This is a genomic window from Pseudomonas sp. 30_B, assembly GCF_017491605.1.
Classification (GTDB): domain Bacteria; phylum Pseudomonadota; class Gammaproteobacteria; order Pseudomonadales; family Pseudomonadaceae; genus Pseudomonas.
Genome location: NZ_JAFGYY010000017.1, coordinates 107,133 through 130,414 on the forward strand (window position 1 = coordinate 107,133; position 23,282 = coordinate 130,414).

23 protein-coding genes are annotated in these 23,282 nt (G+C 64.1%); 8 read left to right on the forward strand and 15 right to left on the reverse strand.

What is annotated here, in order from left to right; translation table 11 throughout:
* Positions 1-226: 226 nt before the first annotated feature.
* The 5 genes from zapE to J5M67_RS19045 form a co-directional block, all read right to left on the reverse strand.
* Positions 227-1,297, reverse strand: coding sequence for a cell division protein ZapE (gene zapE, locus J5M67_RS19025; protein ID WP_243434749.1), 1,071 nt, complete (start codon positions 1,295-1,297; stop codon positions 227-229).
* Positions 1,287-1,892, reverse strand: coding sequence for a protocatechuate 3,4-dioxygenase subunit alpha (gene pcaG, locus J5M67_RS19030; protein ID WP_207886893.1), 606 nt, complete (start codon positions 1,890-1,892; stop codon positions 1,287-1,289). The genes zapE and pcaG overlap by 11 nt, the downstream gene beginning before the upstream one ends.
* 12 nt (positions 1,893-1,904) lie before the next feature.
* Complete coding sequence (gene pcaH / locus J5M67_RS19035; RefSeq protein WP_207886894.1) at positions 1,905-2,624, reverse strand: protocatechuate 3,4-dioxygenase subunit beta; 720 nt, start codon at positions 2,622-2,624, stop codon at positions 1,905-1,907.
* Positions 2,625-2,741: 117 nt separating this feature from the next.
* Positions 2,742-3,671 (reverse strand): pca operon transcription factor PcaQ, encoded by a 930-nt coding sequence (gene pcaQ / locus J5M67_RS19040; protein WP_207886895.1) that lies wholly within the window; start codon positions 3,669-3,671, stop codon positions 2,742-2,744.
* Positions 3,672-3,677: 6 nt separating this feature from the next.
* Positions 3,678-4,559 (reverse strand): helix-turn-helix domain-containing protein, encoded by an 882-nt coding sequence (locus J5M67_RS19045; protein ID WP_207886896.1) that lies wholly within the window; start codon positions 4,557-4,559, stop codon positions 3,678-3,680.
* A 106-nt stretch (positions 4,560-4,665) separates the two neighbouring features.
* Between J5M67_RS19045 and pobA the strand changes: the two genes are divergently transcribed.
* From pobA to J5M67_RS19065, 4 genes are all read left to right on the forward strand, one after another.
* Complete coding sequence (gene pobA, locus J5M67_RS19050; protein ID WP_207886897.1) at positions 4,666-5,850, forward strand: 4-hydroxybenzoate 3-monooxygenase; 1,185 nt, start codon at positions 4,666-4,668, stop codon at positions 5,848-5,850.
* A gap of 481 nt (positions 5,851-6,331) precedes the next feature.
* Positions 6,332-6,568 carry a hypothetical protein gene (locus J5M67_RS19055; RefSeq protein WP_207886898.1) on the forward strand — a complete coding sequence of 79 codons (237 nt, stop codon included), beginning with the start codon at positions 6,332-6,334 and terminating at the stop codon, positions 6,566-6,568.
* Positions 6,569-6,690: 122 nt separating this feature from the next.
* Positions 6,691-8,598, forward strand: a complete 1,908-nt coding sequence (locus J5M67_RS19060) for a cytochrome c (protein WP_207886899.1) — start codon at positions 6,691-6,693, stop codon at positions 8,596-8,598.
* Positions 8,599-8,895: 297 nt separating this feature from the next.
* Positions 8,896-10,050, forward strand: coding sequence for a catalase family protein (locus J5M67_RS19065; protein ID WP_207886900.1), 1,155 nt, complete (start codon positions 8,896-8,898; stop codon positions 10,048-10,050).
* 115 nt (positions 10,051-10,165) lie between these two features.
* Here the strand turns inward: J5M67_RS19065 and J5M67_RS19070 are convergent, their stop codons facing one another.
* Genes J5M67_RS19070 through J5M67_RS19080 form a run of 3 tightly spaced genes read right to left on the reverse strand, consistent with a single transcriptional unit; the run spans position 10,166 to position 11,741 of the window.
* Entirely contained in the window at positions 10,166-10,453 is a 288-nt protein-coding gene (locus tag J5M67_RS19070) for a hypothetical protein (protein WP_207886901.1), read from the reverse strand.
* Positions 10,450-11,163: a peptidoglycan recognition family protein gene (locus J5M67_RS19075; protein WP_207886902.1), complete on the reverse strand. Its 714-nt coding sequence runs from the start codon at positions 11,161-11,163 to the stop codon at positions 10,450-10,452. The genes J5M67_RS19070 and J5M67_RS19075 overlap by 4 nt, the downstream gene beginning before the upstream one ends.
* Positions 11,160-11,741: a PAAR domain-containing protein gene (locus J5M67_RS19080; protein WP_207886903.1), complete on the reverse strand. Its 582-nt coding sequence runs from the start codon at positions 11,739-11,741 to the stop codon at positions 11,160-11,162. Before J5M67_RS19080 ends, J5M67_RS19075 begins: the two co-directional genes overlap by 4 nt.
* A gap of 377 nt (positions 11,742-12,118) precedes the next feature.
* On the opposite strand from J5M67_RS19080, the gene J5M67_RS19085 reads away from it, so the two are divergent.
* On the forward strand, positions 12,119-12,631 hold the full coding sequence (locus J5M67_RS19085; RefSeq protein WP_207886904.1) for a BRO family protein: 513 nt from the start codon (positions 12,119-12,121) through the stop codon (positions 12,629-12,631).
* A 223-nt stretch (positions 12,632-12,854) separates the two neighbouring features.
* The gene (locus tag J5M67_RS19090) at positions 12,855-13,598 is read left to right on the forward strand and encodes a hypothetical protein (RefSeq protein WP_207886905.1); all 744 of its coding nucleotides are present in this window, start codon (positions 12,855-12,857) and stop codon (positions 13,596-13,598) included.
* Between the two features lie 256 nt (positions 13,599-13,854).
* On the opposite strand, the gene ppk2 is transcribed toward J5M67_RS19090, so the two are convergent.
* The 5 genes from ppk2 to J5M67_RS19115 form a co-directional block, all read right to left on the reverse strand.
* Entirely contained in the window at positions 13,855-14,772 is a 918-nt protein-coding gene (gene ppk2, locus J5M67_RS19095) for a polyphosphate kinase 2 (protein ID WP_207886906.1), read from the reverse strand.
* Positions 14,773-14,987: 215 nt separating this feature from the next.
* Positions 14,988-15,440, reverse strand: a complete 453-nt coding sequence (locus J5M67_RS19100; protein ID WP_207886907.1) for a PaaI family thioesterase — start codon at positions 15,438-15,440, stop codon at positions 14,988-14,990.
* Positions 15,441-15,591: 151 nt separating this feature from the next.
* Positions 15,592-15,981, reverse strand: a complete 390-nt coding sequence (locus J5M67_RS19105) for a hypothetical protein (protein WP_207886908.1) — start codon at positions 15,979-15,981, stop codon at positions 15,592-15,594.
* 334 nt (positions 15,982-16,315) lie between these two features.
* The gene (locus tag J5M67_RS19110) at positions 16,316-16,474 is read right to left on the reverse strand and encodes a hypothetical protein (protein ID WP_207886909.1); all 159 of its coding nucleotides are present in this window, start codon (positions 16,472-16,474) and stop codon (positions 16,316-16,318) included.
* Between the two features lie 369 nt (positions 16,475-16,843).
* A complete protein-coding gene (locus J5M67_RS19115; RefSeq protein ID WP_207886910.1) occupies positions 16,844-17,965 on the reverse strand; it encodes a M14-type cytosolic carboxypeptidase in 1,122 nt (373 codons plus the stop codon).
* Between the two features lie 210 nt (positions 17,966-18,175).
* On the opposite strand from J5M67_RS19115, the gene lpdA reads away from it, so the two are divergent.
* Together lpdA and J5M67_RS19125 are read left to right on the forward strand one after the other, a co-directional pair.
* Positions 18,176-19,576 carry a dihydrolipoyl dehydrogenase gene (gene lpdA, locus J5M67_RS19120; RefSeq protein WP_207886911.1) on the forward strand — a complete coding sequence of 467 codons (1,401 nt, stop codon included), beginning with the start codon at positions 18,176-18,178 and terminating at the stop codon, positions 19,574-19,576.
* Between the two features lie 245 nt (positions 19,577-19,821).
* Entirely contained in the window at positions 19,822-20,091 is a 270-nt protein-coding gene (locus J5M67_RS19125; protein ID WP_207886912.1) for a hypothetical protein, read from the forward strand.
* A gap of 320 nt (positions 20,092-20,411) precedes the next feature.
* Here J5M67_RS19125 and J5M67_RS19130 read toward each other — a convergent pair whose 3' ends face one another.
* Both J5M67_RS19130 and J5M67_RS19135 read right to left on the reverse strand, forming a co-directional pair.
* Positions 20,412-21,329, reverse strand: a complete 918-nt coding sequence (locus J5M67_RS19130) for a GTP-binding protein (protein WP_207886913.1) — start codon at positions 21,327-21,329, stop codon at positions 20,412-20,414.
* A complete protein-coding gene (locus J5M67_RS19135) occupies positions 21,326-23,074 on the reverse strand; it encodes an amidohydrolase (RefSeq protein ID WP_207886914.1) in 1,749 nt (582 codons plus the stop codon). The genes J5M67_RS19130 and J5M67_RS19135 overlap by 4 nt, the downstream gene beginning before the upstream one ends.
* Positions 23,075-23,282: the final 208 nt, after the last annotated feature.

Genomic DNA, 23,282 nt, shown 5'->3' on the forward strand with positions numbered 1-23,282 from the left:
TACGGCTGAGCGATTATCGCAACTGGAATGGCCGATTATCGAACGGAGCTTGGATGACACGCCGGCCGCCTGATTCTTCCTGGGCGCATCGGCGTCAGGCGAAACCTTTCGCGGATAAGATCCGCTCCTACGAAAAGCAGCGCCGTGCGCGTGCCGCCACTCCCGTAGGAGCGGACCTTGTCCGCGAGTCCCACAGCCACATCGGCGTCACGGGTGACGCTCGCGCCTAAAGCGGCTCCAGCTTCAACTGCCGCAGCCGGCTCAAGGTCCGCGCGAAATCCACCGCCCACCCACCGGCCGCCAATTCCTCCAGCGAAACCGAGGCAAACAGTTGCAACCGCAGCTGCCGGTCATAGGCGATGTCGATGAAGTTGAGGAAACGCATGCTCACGTCCGGCGGGTAATCCGCCAACGGGCCGAGACCGCTGACGGCCATGCGCGGGAAGTGCTCGATCAGCCACAGGTAGTCGCTGGCCGAACGCGGGCGCTCGAACATCTCGCTGAAGTCCATCCAGGCGCAGCGGTCGTCATGGGCATGGATCTTCAGCGGGTGGTGATTGACGCTGAGCGTTTCATTGAAGTGCGCCTCGTCCGCCAACCCCAAGCGCGAATCAATCAACTCGATATCCTCCGTCGTCGCCGGCCAGAGATAAGTGCCCCACTCCTCCAGCGACGTGCTGTGCTCGCGATAGTCCTGGCCAGCGTCCACCGACACCACGTCGAAACGCTTTTCGATCAGCTCGATGGCCGGGCGGAAGCGCTCGCGGTACAGCGGGTTCGGGCAGAGGTTTTCCGGCTCGTAGTTGGAGGTACAAACCAGCCCCACGCCCTCGTCCACCAGCACCTTGAGCATGCGCCCCAGGAGCATGGCATCGCCGATGTCGTGCACATGGAATTCGTCGAAGCACAGCAGCCGGGTTTCCTCGGCGATGGCGCGGGCCACGCGCACCAGCGGATCGGACTGGCCGGTGATCGCCAGCATGCGCCCCTGCAATTCCTGCAAGAAGGCGTGGAAGTGCACGCGGCGCTTGGCCTGGATCGGCGCGGCGGCGAAGAAGTGGTCCATGACGAAGCTCTTGCCCCGCCCTACACCACCCCACAGGTAGACGCCCGCCACCGGCTTGCGCAGGAAGCCGTGACGGCCGGCGAGAAAATCGTCGAGCCAGCTGGCGAGGTGATCCACCGCCGTCAGCTGGGCCTCGTCCGCACGATAGCCGCGCTCATCGAGCGCGGCGGCGAAGTGCCGCCGAACACGGTCGGCGACCGTTTCGGCGGATATTTCAGTATCAAAAGTCAAAGAACACCGTTTCCGCATCACCCTGGACGCGGATATCAAAGCGGTAAGCGAGCTTCCCGTCCACCTCGCAGCGCTTGGCGATCAGCGTCTGCCGACGTTCGGGCTGCTCGATGCGGTTGAGCACCGGGTCCGCCGCGTTGGCTTCTGCCTCGTCGTCGAAGTAGATGCGCGTCTGCAGATGGATATTGATGCCGCGGGCGAACAGCGAAACGTTGATGTGCGGCGCCATGGGCACGCCGGCGGCGTTCTTCACCACGCCGGGCTTGACGGTGCGCACCTGCCATTCGCCGGCGTCGAAGGTCGTCGCCGTGCGCCCGAAGCCATTGAAGGGCTTTTCCAGGTCGTAGGCGCTGTCGTACACACCTTCATGGTTGGCTTGCCACAACTCCAGGAAGGAATCGCGGATCAGGTGGCCGTTGCCGTCATAGACGTGGCCGACCAGCAGGATGTGCTCGCCGGGCGCACCGGGCTTGGCCATCTCGCTCCAGATTTCCTGGTCACGGGCCGGGTTGCCGGCAGCGGCCAGGGCAAGGCCGATGTGCACGTAGGGGCCGGCGGTTTGCGAAGGGGTTTCCGGCAGCAGTTCGATAGGCATGGTCGGTCCTCCTCACTTGTTCTCGAAATGGGTCTTGCGTTGGCCACGCAGCACGATGTCGAAGCGGTAGGCCAGGCAGTCCATGGGGTTGGCGTTGCTCATGTCGAGCTTGGCGATCAGCGTCTGCACCGCGTCCGGGTTGGCGATGGACTTGACGATGGGGCACATCGGGATCAGCGGATCACCCTCGAAGTAGAGCTGGGTGATCAGGCGGGTGGAGATCGACGGGCCACTGATGGAAAAGTGCACGTGCGCCGGGCGCCAGTCGTTCGGGCCGTTGCCCCAGGGATACGGACCGGGCTTGATGGTGCGGAAGATGTAACGCCCTTCGCTGTCGGTCAGCGCGCGGCCGACACCGCCGAAGTTCGGGTCCAGCGGCGCCAGGTAACGGTCATTCTTGTGGCGGTAGCGGCCACCGGCGTTGGCCTGCCACATCTCCACCAGGGTATGCGGGACGGGCTTGCCGTACTGGTCCATGACCCGGCCGGAAATCAGGATGCGCTCGCCGATCGGCAGGCCACCGTTGTTGAAGTTCAGCAGCAGGTCGTTGTCGTGCTCGCCCATCTTCAAGTGCGAGAAGTCAGGGCCGCTGGTTTCGGAGACCGACTGCGGAATGCTCACCAGCGCCTGGCGCGGGGAACGGGCGATGGAGGTCTTGTAGTCGGGCGTGAGGGCTTTGGGGTGCCAGTTTCGGTCACGAATGACGAAGCGGCTGTGTTCCGCGTCGGACATGTCGGTCTCCTGTTGTTGGATTTATAGGAGCCTGTTGCATCAGGCAGTGCGGCGGAGTGTCACCCGCACGCCCGGCGCCGAAAATTGAAAAGATGCCCGCAATCCATAACCAAATGGTTATGGATAAATCCCCTCGCGGTACGCCTCGCCCACCTCGCGCAACACCTCCAGGCACCAGTGCGCGCCGAGGGACAGCGGCAGCGTCGAGTTGCTGCACAGGCCCACCGAACCGCCCGGTTCCTGCACGTCCAGCGGCAGTTCGACCATCTCGCCGTTGCGCAGGTCCAGGCGCACCGAATCCAGCGGGGCGATCCACAGCGCGTCGCTGGTCAATACATAACGGCGGCTGAGCACGGTGGAGAGCGTCTCCAGCCGCTGGCGCGGCTGGCCAAGGCCGCTCTGCACCAGCAGGCTGTCGGCGGACTTGCGGATGGTGGTACCGGCCAGCGGCAGCACCAGGGGCCAGTCGTCCAGCGCCGAAGGCGGCAGCGGACTGCCCACCAGCGGATGGCCGGCGCGGGCCACCAGGGTCATGGACTCGCTATAAAGGTGCTCGAAGGCCAGGCCCTGGATCTGCGGGCTTTCGGTCATGCGGCCGACCACCAGGTCCAGTTCGCCCACTCGCAGTTGCGACAGCAGGTGTGCGCTCGGCCCGGTGACCACGCTGACCACCAGCGCCGGATGGCGCTCGTGCAGGCGCCGCACCACCTCCGGCATCAGCAGGCTTTCCACGGTGGAAAGCACGCCCAGCCGCACGGTACTGGAGGCGTACTCGCCGCCACGCAGGCTGTTCACCCCGTCGCGCAGCGCCTGCACGCAGGGGCCGGCGTAACGCAGGAAGGCCACGCCCGCCTCGGTCAGGCTGGCGCCGCTCTTGCCGCGCTCGAACAGGCTGGCTTCGAGCAGGTCCTCCAGCTCCTTGAGCGTCTTCGAGATGGCCGGCTGGCTCACCGCGAGCACATCCGCCGCGCGGGCCAGACTGCCCTGCCGGGCCACTTCGAGGAAACACACCAGGTGGCGGAACTTGATACGCGAATCAATATTCATGGCGGCTCAACGCTTATCGCGGAAGGCACGGGGCGAGACCCCGGCGTAGCGCTTGAAGAATCGGGAGAAGTAAGCGGGCTCGGAGAAGCCCAGGCTGTCCGACACCTGCTGCACGGTCAGGGTCGTGTACACCAGATGGCGCTTGGCCTCCAGCAGCAGGCGCTGGTGGATCATCTGCAACGCCGACTGCCCGGCCAGGCGCCGGCACAGCGCATTGAGGTGCGCGGCGCTGATACCCAGCTTCGCCGCGTAGTGCTCGATGGGCCGGTGTTCGCGGAAGTCCTGCTCCAGCAGGCGGGCAAACGCCTGCACATGCTCGATGCCGCGATCCTGCTGGCTGGCCTCGGCATGGGTCTGCTCCAGCGACCGGCGACTGAGCCAGACCAGCAGCATGTTGAGCAGCGATTGCAGCATCAGGTCGCGGCCCGGCGCGTGCCCGGCGTACTCACGGTCGATGGACTCGAACAGCGCGTCCAGATGGCGCTTGCCCTCGCCCACGGCGAAGCACGCCGGCTGCTCCAGCACCGTGCTTTCCAGCAGGCGGCCGAGCTGTTCGGCCAGCGGCAGGCCCATGCTCAGTACCCAGCCCTGCACATCCTCGGCGAAGCGGAAACCGTGCACCGCCAGCGCCGGCGTGACCTGCAGCGACGCCTCGCGGACCGGCATCACCTGCCCCTCCACCTCCAGCTCCGCCGCGCCGGACTGCACATACAGCAGCTGCACCAGATCACCGTGGCGGTGCGGGCGGATTTCCCAGTCGTGCAGGCGGCTGCGCGAGGCGATGGATTCGCAGTGGATCAGGTCCGGCGTCGGCCAAGCGGTGGTCTCGCCATACAGGCGAAATACCGGAACCGGATTGCAGCGCGCTTGTTCGATCACCGAACACATCCATGAAAAGTCCAAGAAGACTGTTGGAAATTACCTTCAAAGCCCAATCCGATCCACAAAAAATGCAGGTAACAAAAACAACAGGCCATTCAAAAGGACCTTCCTCATGAAAACCCAGGTCGCCATCATCGGCGCCGGCCCGTCCGGCCTCCTGCTCGGCCAGCTGCTGCACAAGGCTGGCATCGACACCGTCATCCTCGAACGCCAGACTCCCGACTACGTACTCGGCCGCATCCGCGCCGGGGTGCTCGAACAGACCACCGCCGACCTGCTGCGCGAAGCCGGCGCGGGCGAACGCATGGACGCCGAAGGGCTGGTTCATGACGGTTTCGAACTGGTGCTCAACGGCCGCCGCGAGCGCATCGACCTCAAGGGCCTGACCGGCGGCAAGCAGGTGATGGTCTACGGCCAGACCGAAGTGACCCGCGACCTGATGCAGGTCCGCGCCGCCAGCGGCGCCCTGAGCGTGTACGAAGCGGCCGACGTGGAACTGCACGACGTCACCAGCGAAAAGCCCTACGTCACCTTCACCCACCAGGGCGAGCAAGTGCGCCTGGACTGCGACTACATCGCCGGCTGCGACGGCTTCCACGGCGTGGCGCGGCGCACCATTCCGACCGAGCGCCTGAGCATCTTCGAACGCGTCTACCCGTTCGGCTGGCTCGGCCTGCTCAGCGACACCCCGCCGGTCAACCACGAGCTGATCTACGCCAGCAGCGAGCGCGGCTTCAGCCTGTGCAGCCAGCGCTCCGCCACCCGCAGCCGCTACTACCTGCAGGTGGGTCTGGAGGAGAAGGTGGAAGACTGGTCCGACGAGCGCTTCTGGGACGAACTCAAGCGCCGCATCCCCGAGGACGCCGCGCGCCAGCTGATCACCGGCCCCTCGCTGGAGAAGAGCATCGCCCCGCTGCGCAGCTTCGTGGTGGAGCCGCTGCACTACGGCCGCCTGTTCCTGGTCGGCGACGCCGGCCACATCGTCCCGCCCACTGGCGCCAAGGGCCTGAACCTCGCCGCCAGCGACGTGAACACCCTGTACCGCATCCTGGTGAAGGTCTACGGCGAAGGCCGGACCGAGCTGCTGGAGCAATACTCGCCCATCGCACTGCGGCGCATCTGGAAGGCCGAGCGCTTCTCCTGGTGGATGACCTCGATGCTGCATCACTTCCCCGAGAACGACGCCTTCACCCGGCGCATGCTGGAGACCGAGCTGGACTACTTCGTCAGCTCCGAGGCCGGGCGCACGACCATTGCGGAGAACTATGTGGGGTTGCCGTTCGAGGATGTGATCTGACGGCGAAGCGCCACCCTTATTGTAGGAGCGAGCTTGCTCGCGAACAGAGCTTGCCCGGCACTCCGCTGCCATGCGGTTCGCGAGCAAGCTCGCTCCTACGAAGAGCAGCCCGGAGCCGTGTCTGAATAGTGCGCACAACCATTGACGGGATGAAGGAAAGCCGAGGCAGGAAGCACCGCGCGCCCCACCATCTATCCTTACCCTCCATCCACACGCAGCCACGCTCGCCGCGTCACCGCCGGAGGGCCGCATCGACCAGGACGAAGAAAACTTCCTCAGCCACCTGCTCGCCGAGAGCGGCGACGGCGACCTGCGTGCCTTCGCCACGCTCTACCGCTGCACCGCCCCGCGCCTGTACCCACTGGCGCTACGCCTGCGGCCACGGCAGGACGAGGCGGATGCCCTGTTCGTCGACACCTTCCTGCACATCTGGACCGACGGCGACCGTTACCACCCCACCCGCAGCGCCGCGCTGGACTGGATGGCCGCCCTGCTCTACCAGCTTGCCGAGCGTCCGCCGCCCGAGCCCGGCGACAAACTCTGGCCCGAACTGCCGCCGCCGGACGAACTCTGGCCCGCCATCCGCTCCCGCCTGCCCGACGATGAAGACGACAGCCGCAGCCTGCGCCGTCCGCTGATCATCGCCTGCCTGGTCGGCGTGCTGATTGGCGTACTGCTGAGTCTCAGCCTGCTGCTTGACCTGCGCCCCGGCCACTAGCCCCCAGGCCAGGCCGACGACCTCGAAAAACCCTGAACCCCGCGCGCCATCACCTTGCCAATCCGTCCCACACTTGGCATAAACGTCCAAGTCCATTTCGCACTTAAAACAAGGAAGTTTCGATGCGCATTGTTGGCCGCGTCCTACTTGCAGTCCTGTTCCTGCTTCTTCTGATCGGCGGCCTCATCGCCTGGTACACCGCCCACCCCAACCTGCCGCAGTACACCCCGCCGGAAAAGATGATCCACCTCGACCAGTGGACCCAGGCGGACCGCGAGACCTACTACTACACGCCCCAGGGCACCCAGGTGAAAGGCCTGCGCTACGACTGGTTCACCCACCTGGAACAGCCCTTCTCCAGGGACAAGTTCGCCAGCCCGGAAAACCTCGCGCGCTTCGGCTTCCTCATCGAGCCCGAGCAGATCGGCCGCGATGCCGACGACACCAAGGCCGCCAACCCGAAGAACCCCGGCAACCTGCCCGTCGGCTTCGCCCGCCATCAGGACGGCGAGACCGGCGCCTGGTACCTGGACATCACCTGCTCCGCCTGCCACACCGGCGAGCTGCGCTACAAAGGCACCGCCGTGCGCATCGACGGCGGCGCGGCCATGCACTCCATCGCCTCCACCGTGCCCACCCTGCGCGGCGGCGCCTTCGGCCAGGCGCTGGGCGCCAGCCTTGCGGCCACCTACTACGTGCCGTGGAAGTTCGACCGCTTCGCCAAGGGCGTGCTGGGCGACCGCTATCCCAAGGGCAAGGCCGCGCTCAAGCGCGACGTGCGCAACGTGCTCGGCACCCTCGTCTCCACCGCCTGGAACGACACCCACCGCGGCCTCTACCCGACCCAGGAAGGCCCCGGCCGCGCCGACGCCTTCGGGCGCATCGCCAACAGCGTGTTCGGCGACGGCATCGACGCCTCCAACTACCGCGTCGCCAACGCCCCGGTGAACTACCCGCAGGTGTGGGACATCTGGAAATTCGACTGGGTGCAGTGGAACGGCTCGGCCATGCAGCCCATGGCCCGCAACATCGGCGAAGCCCTCGGCGTCGGCGCCACCCTGCGTATGTTCGAGAGCGACGGCACACCGGTGCTGGGCGACGAGCGCTACGCCTCCAGCGTGCGCCTGCGCGACCTCTACACCCTCGAGGAAACCCTCAAGCAGCTCAAGCCGCCGACCTGGCCGAAGGAGGTCTTCGGCGAGATCGACCTGGCCAAGGCCTCCCAGGGCCGCGCCCTGTTCCAGGCCAACTGCGTCTACTGCCACGGCCCGCACGTGAAGGAGCCCGGCGCCAAGGACTACATCGCCCCGGCCCGCGTGCCCGAGTGGCGCATGAAGCTGGTCCCCACCAAAGAAGTCGGCACCGACCCGACCACCGCCGACAATATCGCCGACCACAGCTTCGACATCCGCCCGCTGAAGCTCAAGGCCGAAGAGCTGCAGGGCATGAACGTCCACCTCTACCCGCAGAGCGAGCAACCGCTGGACCTGTCGAAGATCTCCGCCGCCAAGGGCCTGGCCTACGTCACCGCCTTCGTAGAACAGCGCGCCTACCGCGATGCCCACATCGGCGAAGAACAGCAGCAGGAAATGAACGGCTACGGCCTGCCCATCGGCGTGCAGGAACTGCGCGCCTATAAGGCCCGCCCGCTGGATGGCATCTGGGCCACCCCGCCCTTCCTGCACAACGGCTCGGTGCCCAACCTGTTCCAGCTGCTCTCCCCGGTGGCCGAGCGCGACAAACAGTTCTGGGTCGGCAGCTTCGAGTACGACCCCAAATACGCCGGCTACCGCACCGAGCGCTTCCCCGGCGGCTTCCTCTACAAGACCAGCATCACCGGCAACAGCAACGGCGGCCACGAATTCCGCGACGGCTGCCGCAAGGACGGCGCCATCGGCCGCGCCCTCAGCCCGGAAGAACGCTGGGCGCTGGTGGAATACCTGAAGGTGCTGGGCAACCCCGAGTACGAAAGCAAACTCGACCCGAACGTCCCCACCCAACCCTGGACGCCCGGACCGAAGTGCGAGTAACGCGCTGCTTTTCGTAGGACCGAGGGGGACGCCCAGTTCTTGCTCGCGAACCCGCTTCACTCCGGAGCTGCCGGGAAATTTGTTCGCGAGCAAGCTCGCTCCTACAGAAGAGCCACCGCTCCGCACCACCACCGAAACACCGATCCGCCCCCTCTCCCACCGGGAGAGGGCTGGGGTGAGGGCAATGCCCCCGTTCCAATCCACCAAGCAGTCCCCTCTCCCCCAAGAGAGAGGGTCAAGGAGAGGGAAGCTCCCGGAGTCCCCTCCATAAAAAAGAACACGAAAGGACCCCGTGCCATGCAATCCCTGCTCACCCGCCTCTGGCTCTCCCTCGGCAAACTACTCGGCCGCCTGCTGCTCGGCCTCGCCGCCATCGGCCTGCTCGGCTGGGGCATCGGCAGCCTCTACTACGCCTGGAAATTCTCCGGCCCCGTCTCTGCCCAGGAGGAAATCCCGCCAGGCGAAGCCCAGCTCACCCAGGCCATCATCGAAGACGCCCTGCGCATCGTCGAACAGCACCGCGACAACACCCGCGTATTGCGAGACGCCCACGCCAAGGCCCACGGCTGCGTGAAGGCCGAAGTCACAGTCGCCAGCGACCTCGCCCCCGGCCTGCGCCAGGGCGTATTCGCCGAACCCGGCCACAAGTGGCAGGCCATGGTGCGCTTCTCCAACGGCAACCCCTACCCGCAGTTCGACAGCGCCCGCGACGCCCGCGGCATGGCCATCAAACTGCTCGACGTCCCCGGCGCCAAGCTGATGCCCGGCAAGGGCCACGACACCGAGCAGGACTTCGTCATGTTCAACCACCCGGTGTTCTTCGTCCGCGACGTCGCCGAATACCGGCAGAACTTCGCCGCCCAAGCCAGCGGCCAGCAGATCGGCGCCTTCTTCCCCAGCTGGAAGCCCAGCACCTGGGAACTCCGCCACCTGATCATCGCCCTGCAAACCCTCGCCCCCGCCCCCGACAGCCCGCTGCAGGCCGGCTACAACGGCATTGCCCCCTACAAGTTGGGCGAGGCGAACAACATCAAGTACCGCGTCATCCCCCTCAGCGAAGGCTGCCCGGCCTACCAGCTACCCAAGCTCAACGAAACGCAGCCCAACTTCCTACGCACCGCCATGTACCAGCAACTCTCGGTCGACCGCGTACCCGCCTGCTTCGCCCTGCAAGTGCAAAAGCAGGACCCGAGCAAGTACATGCCCATCGAAGACACCAGCGTTGAATGGAGCGAAAAGGACGCCCCCTTCCAGACCGTCGCCACCGTCAGCATCCCCGCCCAGGACTTCGACAGCCGCGAGCAGAACCTCGCCTGCGACAACCTCTCCTACAACCCCTGGCATGCACTGCCGGAGCACCGGCCGATTGGGGGCATCAACCGGCTAAGGAAGGCGGTTTATGAGGCGGTGAGTGTTTATCGGCATCAGAGGAATGGAATCGGCGGGGAATAACGCTGCAAGGAGATACTCCAGATACAACAACGCCACTGAAAGCCATAGAGCAGTATGAGAGATAAGACAACAGGCCCGCACATTAGCGGGCTTGTTGAGTCTGAAACCACTTAACTCAGCGCTCTTTACAGGCATCCAATTCGGTCTGCGTTTTCAGCTCAGTCTCGATACCTAGGCGATACTTACAGTAATCACGCACCGTAGCCCGCTCCAGTGGGCTCAATTGATCAAGGGGCTTGTCGTCCGCGTCGCTAGCAAAGAGATTTACGAACTCAACTTGCAACGAGGGATATTTCTTTATGAAGAAGACCCTCTTGTTGTCCTCGGCCCAGCGAGTCTTGTAGAAGCCCACATACAGATGGGCTGCGCATAGTACCAGAAGGAGAACGATGAGCTTTTTCATGATGTTGGCGGGGGAAGCAGGCCCATTCTCTTGCGAATATTTTTCACAAGTTCTATTCCAACATTTCCTGGGCAAATCTTTCCTTCAGACAATTGGTTAGGGTACTCGCGATGGCCGCCAAAATGTTTGATGACGAATACGCTCTTCAACGCAGAGATCAAGGTTATCACCGAATCGAATTGCGCTGCTGGAATGGAATTTGTCGTGTTCATACCAAGAAACTCCAGACCCTGGCGTCCCAACGCAACGATATCCCCTCCCTCATCAGCTGTGCTGAGGTTGTTCAGCAATACAATCCCAATGACTCCAGTGTTGTACTGCCTCACATGTGAGCCTTTCAGGCGAATATCCCGCCCTTCATAAATCACCCCATCGCAACTGATACCAAAGTGATAGGAAAAATCCTCGAATTTATCAATCTGTTCTTCTTGGGTCTCTCGCATCTGTTCCGCCCCAGCACCACACGAATAGCTTCGCCCTGCGTGGTGAAGAGCAATCATTGAGTAATCCCAGTCAGTTGCTGTAGCGTTGCCTTTTACAGCACCCCACTCAGATCGCTCGACAAACTGAGCACCAAGCTGTCGGACTTTCCTGATGATAGCTTCGCGAGTGGCAGCGCGATCATTCACTGTAATTGAGACAGAGGCTACGGACTGACCCGATTTGATCTCCTGCGCCTTTTCTTTTGTAATGAAAATTTCTTCCCTCATACGAACATCTCCGAGAACTCTGCCAATTCGCGCGCAGGAGCATGGAAAATTACGTGAACTCTAATCACTGCTCCCTCCACAGGCGCTTCGACGATAGCCATACCGTTAGAATCTGTTACTCCTACCTTTCGACATCCATCGACCAGTGCAATGTACTTTCGGTTTGCCAATGGTTTTCCAGTGTTGCTATCGGTGATCACAAAGGATTTTGCAAAAATACGAGCTGTGCCTACTGAGGCCGCAGCCACATGAGATGAGGGCGCTACACCTGCAGCGAATTCTCCTAACGTGGCGGCGTCTTGGCGAGATTGATAGGTCGCACTTGACAACGAGTGGATTAGCCTAGCCCGACAAGGGCAAGTACTAACACTATCCAGAGTTCCAGCCACAGCTTCACCAATCATGAAGCTCTCAAAGCCTCCGGCTATCAGATAGTGTTTACCATCCTTACCGCACGTTACGGCATCCCCCGAACGCGCCACAGGAACTCCATGCATTGTAAAGCTCGGATTTCCCTCTAGAACCACCCCGCCGCAGGTCGTCCTATCACCCTGACGAATGTAATGTCCGATCGACATTTCTTTTCCTCGATTTAAGTAAACGAGTAGTGAAATTAACCAAACTATTGCAGAGAGGATGTAGGACCAATCCGAAATCAAGTGAAGAAGGCCGCTTCAATAGAATTCGCGGCAGAGGCAATTAGAACTGCACGTAGATATCTAATTAGAAAATCACAATGCACTTGACGTCCCTACTTCAGACTATCTACCCTCCACCCGCCCCGTGAAACCGACGGGGCCGGGATTAGCAGCCCGAAAACCCTAGAGACAATCGCCGATCTGATCGGCGGCCCAACCATTTGGGCCGTCCACCGGAACGCGGCGTGTTGGGTTCGTGTGGCTGCTGATCCAACATCGTCCGCTGGTGGTCTGCTCGTAGTAGAGATGTGACTGAAATGGACGATTCATCCCTCGCAACCCCACGCCCCTTCATCCGCAACCGCCGCCAACTCCGCGCCCTGCTGATCGATGATCAGGTCTGGTTCATCCTCTCCGACTTCTGCCGCCTGGCGGGCTACCCGCATGTGGAGCGCATGGCCAATCGCTTGGCCGATGACCAGGTGCGCAGCGAACAGCTGCCGACCGAAGACGGCCTGGTGCTCGACTACGTGCTGGTGAGCGAGTCCGGCGTGTATCAGGCGCTGATCCTGTACAACACCGACCGGACCGCCAGCGATGCGCTGCGGCGCTGGATCAGCGGCACGGTGGTGCCGCAGGTGCGCAGCCAGTTCGCCTCCAACGGCCCGCGCCATGTGCAGTTGCAGTTCGAGAAGCAGTGCCTGGCCGTGCTGGATTGGCAGGATCAGCTCTGGCTGAGCGTGGGCGACCTGCCGCGTGTGGTCGGCGGGCATTCGCCCATTGCCGGGCGTACGGGTTGGCGCGGTTGGGCGAAGCGGCTGCGGACGTAGGGCGTATAACGTTCGACGTTATACGCCGTTTGGCCGGGGCCACCGGGCACACCGGGCACACCGGGCACACCGGGTTCGACCATTGAGCGAGCCATGCCCACGGTGTATCGGCGTACAACCGCGAACGGTTGTACGCCCTACGCACTGAAGCATCTGGAATAATCGCAGGACAGTAACTGTCGGCGAGCGGCGATGCCGTTCACCTCTACTCAAGGAAGAATCTGTGCATCACGAACTAAAGGCCCGATATCTGGAAGCACTGCAAGGACTCGATCCGCAGCTGCTGGGCAAAGAGCGCAAGCTGACCGATTTGTCCGGACTGTTCCTACCCAGCGCCCCCCTTGAACTCGCACAGGCGAGACAACGGGTCATGGTGATTGGCAGTGAGACGCGTGCGTGGATCAACAAGGCTGCATTCTCGAACATCGAGGATTATGTGGATCTCGCCATGTCGAAGCATCAAGACTTCTTCGACAAGGAGCTGAATGACTCCAACGACCGTGGCAAGTCGTTCCACAACTTCACCCGCGCCCTGTCGAAGGTGGTGGACAGGCGCGGGCTGATCTATTCGAACCTGTTCTGTTTCTCCTGGAAGGGCAGCAGCCCATTGCGGACCGCTCCGGAGTTGCTGAGCATCATTCAGCATTACTCGAAACGGCTTCTGGACGTGCAGATCGACTACTTCGCGCCAGACACCATCATCTTCGCCAACGGCATGAGCTCTGTTGCCCAGCGCCGTGCGTTCTTCCCTATCAGCGGGCCGGATCAGGTGTGTACCGATGGCAAGGATTACGCCAGCCAGGGCATCGCCAATCGGCAGCTTTGGGAGTTCCGGCTGTATGGCCACATTCGCTGCTTCCGCATACAGCATCCTTCCAGCCGTTCGCCAGAAGCGCCCAAAGCACGGCGCTTCCTGTTGAACCTGTTAGCGAAAGAGCTCGATACCTCAACTCCAAGTCCAATGTAGAAACCCGAAGCCAGCCCGCCGCTGCCGCGAACAACAGGTAGCCAGGACGTAGGGCGTATAACGTTCGACGTTATACGCCGTTTGGCCGGGGCCACCGGGCACTCCGGGTTCGACCATTGAGCGAGCCATGCCCACGGTGTATCGGCGTACAACCGCGAACGGTTGTGCGCCCTACGGTGCGCCGAAACTCACTGTAGGAGCGCGCCATGCGCGCGAATCGCGGGCATGGCCCGCTCCTACGGGGCGACGCGGGTGGTCAGTAGAACTCCGGCACCAGCAGTTCGTCCGGCGTGGGGTTGCGGCGGTAGCCGGTATGGCGTTGGCGTTCGGGGAGTTGGACGCTGGGCTGGCTGACTTCTTCGTAGGGGATCTGGCTCAGCAGGTGGTGGATGCAGTTGAGCCGGGCCTTCTTCTTGTCGTCGGCCTGCACCACCCACCAGGGCGCCTCGTCGATGTGGGTGCGCTCAATCATGGTTTCCTTGGCCTTGGTGTAGGCCTCCCAGCGCCTTCTCGATTCCAGGTCCATGGGGCTGAGCTTCCACTGCTTGAGCGGGTCGTGGATGCGGCTGAGGAAGCGGTAGTGCTGTTCTTCATCGGAGATGGAGAACCAGTATTTGATGACCTGGATGCCGGAGCGCACCAGCATGCGTTCGAACTCGGGCACGCTGCGGAAGAATTCCTCGTACTGGTCGTCGGAGCAGAAGCCCATCACCCGCTCGACGCCGGCGCGGTTGTACCAGCTGCGGTCGAACAGGACGATCTCCCCCGCCGCCGGCAGGTGCGAGACGTAGCGCTGGAAGTACCACTGGGTGCGCTCGCGGTCGTTCGGCGCGGGTAATGCGGCGACACGGCAGACGCGGGGGTTGAGGCGCTGGGTGATGCGCTTGATGACGCCGCCCTTGCCCGCCGCATCGCGGCCTTCGAAGAGGATCACCACCTTGTGGCCGGTCTTCACCACCCAGCTTTGCAGCTTGACCAGCTCGGCTTGAAGGCGGAACAGGGTGTGGAAGTAGCGCTGGCGCGCCAGGCGTTCTTCGTGGGATTGCAGGTCGCCCTGGCGCAGGCCTTCGAGGTCGTAGAGCTCGTCGAAGAGTTCGAGTTCCAGCTCTTCGTCGTGGTCGTCGAGGAGGTCGCGCTGGACGCGCCGGGGAAGGGTCTTGTCATCGAGCAGCATGAGTGTTGCCTTGTGCCGTCACTGGCATATTCGTCCGTGGGTGACATTTTCATGACAGAAAAATGTAGTTACGTTGTATGACGAATTCGTGACAACAAGGCAAGGAAATATCCTTCAGAGCCCGAATTAGAGCCTTCTCAGGTCTGACAGCTGAGTCCTTACGCAGCGGGATGGCAGATGACTGCGCTGGCAACCGCCCCAGCCGTCGGGGCCGATCAAGCGTCAGCTAGCGGGCGCGGGGCGTTGACGTACTTGAAGGTGCCGGACGCGGAAGCCACCACAACGCCGGCGCCGTTGCGCAGCTCGGCCTCGCAGAAGGCGATGGAGCGCGTGTGGTGCCGCACGCTGCCGTGGGCTTCGAGCACCTCGCCCACTTCGCCGCCGGGGCGCAGGAAGTTGGTCTTCATTTCGATGGTCACCACGCCGCGCCGGGCTTCGTCCGCCTCGCTGGCGTTGACCGCCATGGCCACGTCGAGCAGGGTCATGATCAGCCCGCCGTGGGCGTTGGCCCAGCCGTTGAGGTGGTGCGGTTCGACTCGCAGGACGATGCAACCCGCCCCCTTGCCGTCCGCTGCCGGTGCATGGCGGAACTGCAGGAGGTCGAGCAGGGGAATCGAGAGGCCGCGATGGGCGGTGTAGAGCTTGAGCTGTTCGACGTCGAAGGGCATGGGCGGGTCCTGGCGCTATGGGCGGGGCCAGGCGATGTTCTCCGCTCCGGCCGGCGGATCGCAAGCCCGGCGGCGCTCCATAGGCTGCGGGAATGCCGGACGATTGCAACGCGCCAGTGAGCGGCGCCCGCCTCTCGCGGCGGACAGGTGTTCAGCGGGACTTGCGGGTGCCGTGCTTCGCGGTCTGGCGATCGACGGCCTGGACGAAGAGTTCCTCGACCAGCAGGGACTGGATGGGCGAATGGGTTTCCAGCGACAGGCTCATGGATTCGAGCTTCTGGTTCACGCCCAGGCGGGCGATGCCGCACAGCAGGATGCGCTGGCCGCCGACGACCTTGCTCTTGTCCAGCCGCACTTCGCGGGTGCGCTCGCCATCCTGATAGCTCACCTTGAGGGTGATCGGCGTTTCGTCGCGCACAGCGAGGTTGAGCCAGGTGGCAACATTGAATTCGACGACCCAGCCCAGGCCGGTTTTCTTGGCGACTGCTTCGCGGACGAGGTGTGCCGGAACCGGTCCGAGGGGGGTGTTGTGGGTATCCATAAAGCGACGTCTGACTACCGGGGCAAAGCGGATTAGGTACAGCGGAAAACCCGATTCTATGTGATGCGATTCAAGTTTTCAGGTGGTCTTTTGTAAGATCACGGCTACTGGACATGCGCGACGTTACGGAGACGAACCGCTCTGGAGCGCACCTTGGCGGGCGGAGCCGGCTGACGGGAGGTCAGCGGCGACCATGGGACGTCGGAATTGTCCGACGAAATGAACGTGGCTGCGCTGTTCACGGAGGCCGGTCCGGCGAGTGGCGCCGGATCGGCCCTGCCGTGTTACCCGAGTTGACTTGCGCCAGTGGGGATGGGCCCTGGGGCCCTGCTGATCAGGCTATCGCGCCAGCGTAGGTGCGGTGCCTGTGTTCGCCCGAGCGGTTCTTGCGCACTTCACGGCGCTCTCTGAAGTCCAGTTCTTCCATGGCGTCCATGCGCTCCTGCAGGTCTTCTATCTCCTGCGGGGTTAACAGCTTCCGATGTCGATTCATACGCACCTCCTGCGTGCGAATGCCTCATCTTTTGGACTAGCAGCTGCGTCGGAAGATTCAACGAAATTCGAGGGCGGATTGATCGAACGGTCAGTTCGGGGGCCTGTAGGAGCGAGCTTGCTCGCGAACGAACTCCCCGGAAACACCGTGTGTGGATCGGTTCGCGAGCAAGCTCGCTCCTACAAAGAGCCAGCACCAAGCCGCAGGTAAGGATCAGCTCGTAGGATGGGTGGAGCTTGCGATACCCATCAGCGTATTCGCATGGAAACTGATGGGTATCGCTTCGCTCCACACCATCCTACTGGCTACCACAGGCGGTCGCGTAGAAGCGGGCCATGCCTGCGACGGGTGCCCAATGGGTACCCTTGATCAGCGCAGGTCGTCGAGCAAGCTGGCGACGGTAGTCAGCACCGCGTCGGCAAGCGCCTTGGAACGCGCGCCGTTCCAGCCGGTGCGGGCATTGGGCGACAGGTTGTGGTCCTTGAACGGCATTTCCAGGGTCAGCGACAGGCAGTCGTAGGTACGACCGACATGGTTGCAGGCCAGGGTCAGGTTGGCCTGGCCGGGGGCGTCCTTCGGGTAGCCGTGCACGCTCTGGAATTCGCCGTTGGCTTCCAGGCGCTCGCGGAACAGGCTTTCCAGGCGATCCAGGCGCGGGGTGAATTCCGGGTTGCCCTCGCAGCCAGCGGCAAACACGAAGGGGATTTCCTCGTCGCCGTGCACATCGAGGAACTGGTCCACGCCGTATTTCGCCATCTGCTCCTGCACGAACAGCACTTCCGGGCTCTCCTCGGCGCTGGGTGCGGCCCAGGCGCGGTTGAGGTCCTTGCCGGCGGCGTTGGTGCGCAGGTGACCGTGGAAGGCGCCGTCGGGGTTCATGTTCGGCACCAGGTAGAAGTCGGCGCGCTCCAGCAGGCGCTGGATGTCGGCGTCGCCTGACTGCAGGCGCTCGATCAGGCCTTCCATGAACCACTCGGCCATGTGCTCGCCGGGGTGCTGCTGGGCGATCAGCCAGATCTTGCGGGCGCCGGGCGCGCCCTTGCCGATCCGCAACAGCGGCAGCTCGCGGCCTTCGATGCTGTGGCCGGTGGCAAGCAACTCGGCGCCGTTGTCGATGGCGCGCTTCACCAGTTCGGCATGGCGTTCGCGGCTGTAGGGCTCGAAGTAGGCGAACCAGGCCTGGGGCTGCTCGGCGTCGAGGGTGAAGTGCAGGCCGTTGGCGTCGAAGGTGCTGGGCACGCGGAACCAGTCGCGCTGGTCATAGGAGGCCACGGCGTTGTAGCCCGGCCAGCCGCCGGTGTAGCTGGAGCCGGGGGCATTGGTCAGGCTGAACTGGTACTGCTGGCCGGGTTCCAGGCCCTCGGCCCTGAAGTGGAACCACTGGAAGTGCGGGCTTCTGGTATCCGGGCGCAGCGCCAGGCGCGCGTGGCGCGGGTCGCTGGTGTCGATGACCTGGATGTTGCCGCTGTCGAAATCGCAGTCGATCTTCATGAATTCTCCGTAGGCGCGCGAATCTGTGGCGCCAAAGCCCCGCATTCTCGCCCTCCCCGCCGCGCCTGTCATGTGCCGGCAACTTGCCCGGACGAATATATTATGCATGTAATACAAACTGAATGACGCACGTTCAAGGCCCTGCGCTGGTGATCCGGCGGGCACGGACTAACCTCGATTCACCTCTTTTCCACGTACGGAGAGCACTGCATGAGCACTTACGATGTGATCGTCATCGGCGGCGGCCCCGGCGGCTACAACGCCGCCATCCGCGCCGGCCAGCTGGGCATGAAGGTCGCCTGCGTGGAGGGCCGCGAGACCCTCGGCGGCACCTGCCTGAACGTCGGCTGCATGCCATCCAAGGCGCTGCTGCACGCCTCGGAGCTGTATGAAGCGGCGGCCGGCGGCGAGTTCGCCAACCTCGGCATCCAGGTCAAGCCGAAGCTGGACCTGGCGCAGATGATGAAGCAGAAGGCCGAGAGCGTGGCCGCGCTGACCAAGGGCGTGGAGTTCCTGTTCCGCAAGAACAAGGTGGACTGGGTGAAGGGCTGGGGCCGGATCGACGGGCCGGGCAAGGTGGAAGTGACCGCCGCCGACGGCAGCAAGAGTACGCTGACCGCCAAGGACATCATCATCGCCACCGGCTCGGAGCCCTCCCCGCTGCCGGGCGTGGAAGTCGACAACCAGCGCATCCTCGATTCCACCGGCGCGCTGTCCATCCCCGAAGTACCCAAGCACCTGGTGGTGATCGGCGCCGGGGTGATCGGCCTGGAGCTGGGCTCGGTGTGGCGCCGCCTGGGCGCCGAAGTGACGGTGATCGAATACCTCGACCGCATCTGCCCCGGCATGGACCTGGAAACCGCCAAGACCTTCCAACGCGCGCTGACCAAGCAGGGCATGATCTTCAAGCTCGGCAGCAAGGTCACCCAGGCCAAGGTCAGCGGCAAGCAGGTGACCCTGAGCGTGGAACCGGCCGCCGGCGGCGCGGCGGAGTCGATCCAGGCCGACTACGTATTGCTCGCCATCGGCCGCCGCCCCTATACGCAGGGCCTGGGGCTGGAGAGCGTGGGCCTCACCACCGACAAGCGCGGCATGCTGGAGAACCACGAGCACCGCAGCAGCGTGCCGGGCATCTGGGTGATCGGCGACGTGACTTCCGGCCCGATGCTGGCGCACAAGGCCGAGGACGAGGCCATCGCCTGCGTCGAGCTGATCGCCGGCAAGGCCGGGGAAGTGAACTACGACGTGATCCCCAGCGTGATCTACACCCACCCGGAAGTGGCCACCGTGGGCAAGACCGAGGAGCAGCTCAAGGCCGAGGGCCGTGCCTACAAGGTGGGCAAGTTCCCCTTCACCGCCAACAGCCGGGCGAAGATCAACCACGAGACCGAGGGCTTCGTGAAGGTGCTGGCGGACGAGCGCAGCGACGAGATCCTCGGCGTGCACATGATCGGCCCGAACGTCGGCGACATGATCGCGGAGTACTGCGTGGCCATGGAGTTCCGCGGCGCCGCCGAGGACATCGCGCGCACCTGCCACCCGCACCCGACCCGCTCCGAGGCGCTGCGCCAGGCAGCGATGAACGTGGACGGCTGGGCGATGCAGGCCTGACCGTTCGTCAGCGACGACGAGCGGTACATGCGGCGCGGTGGCGCACCCCGGTTATCGCTGCAGGCCACGGTTGACGGGGCCTGTAGCGATCCATTCGGTTTGATTTGCGACCAGTTTGTGTACAGACGCGACATGGGCTGTGACTTTCTTCGGTTCTGAAAACATCAATTGCGTGAACGAACACGATGGCGGATGGACCGCCGTCGCCATCTTCGCAACGGATTACCGCGCAGAGAGATCACACCATGAATGCGACCCTTCGTTTCAACGAGGCTCTGCTGATCACCGGACGAGCCTTCCAACCCTTCCAGTGCGTGACCTGGGTTTCTCAGGGGGGCGACGGCAGCCTCGACCTGTCCGTCATCGACCGGACCGGCACCCGCCTGCTGGGGCTCACCCGCATCCCCAGCTCCGCCTATTCCGACCCGGAACAGCTCGAGGACCTGCTGGTACAGGCCCGCGACGAGCTGAACCGCGAAGGCTACCGCCTGCAAGAGTGGCACATGCCTGCCTGACTCCAGGCGCAGCACGAAAAAGCCCGGCCATGAGCCGGGCTTTTTCATTTCCGCACAAAACCTGTAGGAGCGAGCTTGCTCGCGAACAGTCTCCCGGCGGAGTCTGGAGCTGGGCGCTTCGCGGACAAGGTCCGCTCCTACGAGATATATCTGCGCTCGGGTTGGCCCTCACCCTAACCCTCTCCCAGGGGGAGAGGGGACCGTTCGACGCAGGATGAAACCTTGGCGTCAGTCGGCTCGGACTGCTCCCTCTCCCTGAGGGAGAGGGCTGGGGTGAGGGGGATGCATTGGCACGGCCCCCCAGAAGGAGACAGTTGCTCCTACGAAAAGCAATTTCGCAGTCCGGTCTCAAGATCAGCGCGCAGTTGCCCGCCCTTCTCCGCGATGAACACCAGCCGCGAACCCTGCGCCGCCTCTGCGGCGGTCGCCGGGCGGAACTGGTAGCGCCCGCCCACGTATTGCAGCCACAGCGCACCGTCCTGCCCTGCCACCCGCACCAGGCCCTTGAGCCGCAGCAGGCCACGCGGCAGCGTCTCCAGCCAGCGTTTCAGCCGCGCGCCATCGAAGGTCGCCTCGCCCTGCCAGTTCCAGCTCTCGAACAGGTCGCCGTGATCGACGCCTTCCTGGCCGTGCGGGCGCAGCTTGCGTGACGGTTCGCCCAGCAGCAGCTCATCGGGAATCTGCGCCTGGATGGTTTCCAGCACCCGCGCGCCACGGCCGAAGCGCTCGCGTTGCGCCGCCAGGGTCTCGGCGTCCAGCAGGTCGCACTTGTTCAGCAGCAGCAGATCGGCGGCGGCCGCCTGCATGCGTTCCAGTCGGGCGTATTCGCCTTCCAGCGGTTCGCGACGGGCCGCGTCCACGACGGTAAGCACCGCGTCCAGGTGCAGGCGCTTGCGCAGTTTGGGGTAGCCCAGGGTCTGCACGATGCGCTGCGGGTCGGACACGCCGCTGCATTCGATCACCACCTGTTCCAGCGGCGGATTCATGTTCGCCAGGCGCTCCAGCTGCGCCAGCAGGTCGTCCTGCACGCTGCAGCAGATGCAGCCGTTCTCCAGGCTGTACACCGCCTCGGTCTGTTCGGCGATCATCCCGGCGTCGATGTTCAGCTCGCCGAAGTCATTGACGATCACCGCCAGGCGCCGGCCCTCGCAGCGCTCCAGCAGGTTGCGCAGCAGCGTGGTCTTGCCGGCGCCGAGGAAGCCGGCGACCACGGTCACCGGGATGCTCGCCGCGTTCATGCGTTGACGCCTTCGATGCGCGGCGGCTCGCCCTGCCACACCGCCGCCAGCGCGGTATCGCTGAACTGGCCGAGGCGGTCGTATACCGGGCGCCCTTCGACGAAGGTCAGCTGCACCTCGGTGCGGTGGATGTAGTTGCGCGCAGGCTGGGCGAACAGGTCGCGATCGAGGACGATGAAGTCCGCCGACTTGCCCGCCTCCAGGCTGCCGGTGAGCTTCTCCAGGCCCATGGCGTAGGCGCCGTTGAGGGTCGCGACCTTGATCGCCTGCTCCAGGCTGATCGGCTCGCCGAAGCAGGCCGGGTCGTCGTTCCAGGGGTTCTGCCGGGTGACCAGGGTTTCCAGCGCCAGCCAGGGGTCGATGGACGCCACCGGCCAGTCAGTGCCGAAGACCGCGATACCGCCGGCGGCCAGCACGCCCTTGAAGTCGTAGATGCGCTTGAGGCGGTCCTGGCCGTAGCCGGAACGCGCGCCGCTGGCGAAGGGCGTCGGGTACCAGGCTGCCGGGGAGAACTCGGCAATCACGTCCAGCTCGCGGAAGCGCTTGAGGTTGCCCGGGTGCAGGATGGTGCTGTGCGCGCACTGGTGGCGCACGCCGCTGAAGCCGTTGCGCCGGCGCGCTTCGGCCACCGCATCGAGGAACACGTCGGAGGCCGCATCGCCGGTGCAGTGGGCGATGACGCGGATACCGCGGCGGTCCATGTCCACCACCATGTCGGTGATGTGCTCGGGGGTCAGGTTGAGCTTGCCGCGCCAGGCGTCTTCGCCCGGCCACGGGGTAATCAGGAAGGAGGAGCGCGGCTCGACGGTGCCGTCGAAGTGGAACTTCACCGCGTTCGCCGACAGCCGCGCGCTGCGGTAGTAGTGACGCTCGCCGCTGAGCAGCTCCCAGCGGCGGCGCACCGGGAAGATGTCGTCCTGCCAGCTGATCGCAGCCTCCACGCGCAGGGTCAGTTGCCCGTTGTCGTCCAGGTGCTTGAGGGCATCCAGGCGGTTCTCGCAGACGTGCAGATACTTGGCCGCGGTGACACCGCGAGAGCTCTGGAAGTGCACGCCCTCGCGGTAGGACTGGCGCAGCACCTTGGCCGGGGTCGGCGGCATGGCGGCGTGGATCAGCGCGTAGGCGCCGTCGATCATCAGGCCCTTGGGCTCACCGGTGAGCTCGTCGCGCTCCAGGTAGCCGTTGCGCGGATCGGGCGTGTCGGCGTCGATGCCGGCCAGCTCCAGCGCGCGGGAGTTGACCATCATGGTGCCCCACATGCGGTCGAGCAGCGCCACCGGGCGGTCCGGCATGATGCTGTCGAGCCATTCGCGGCCCGGCGTAAGCCCCGCTTCGCGGAAGGTGTAGCGGACCCAATACTGGCCGTAGATCCAGCCGTTGCCAGGGTGGCTGGCGGCGTAGTCTTGAATCGCCTTTGCAAGCTGCTCCGGGGTCGGGTCCTCGATGCCGACGTCGAGGTCGTCGGCGTAGCGCGGGTTCAGCGCCAGGTCCGGGTGGGTATGCATGTCGTGCAGGCCGGGCATGCAGAAGGCGCCGCCCAGGTCGCGCACCAGGGTATCGGGGCCGACCAGGTGCTCCATCTCCTCGCGACGCCCCACCGCCAGCAGGCGGCCGTCGCGGATGGCCACCGCCTCGGCCCAGGGCTGGGCTGGGTCGAGGGTGTAGAAGCGGCCGTTGTGCAGCAGCAGTTCGGCAAAGCGGTCGGTGGGGGAATTGGAGGAGCGGAAGCGGTCCGGAGCGGTCATGGGAGGCCCTTGTAGTTCTTGTCCGTGGGCGCAGTATAGGGCTCGGCTTTCACCGCCAGACTAGCATAAGATAACAACTCGCTAGCACAAGACGACAATCTCCCGAGCGCTCCATGCCCACCGCGTCCTTCGACATCGATTACGCCGCCCGCCAGCTGTTCCGTCACTTCCTCGAAGAATGGCAGGCGCGCCCCGCCCTGCCCCCACT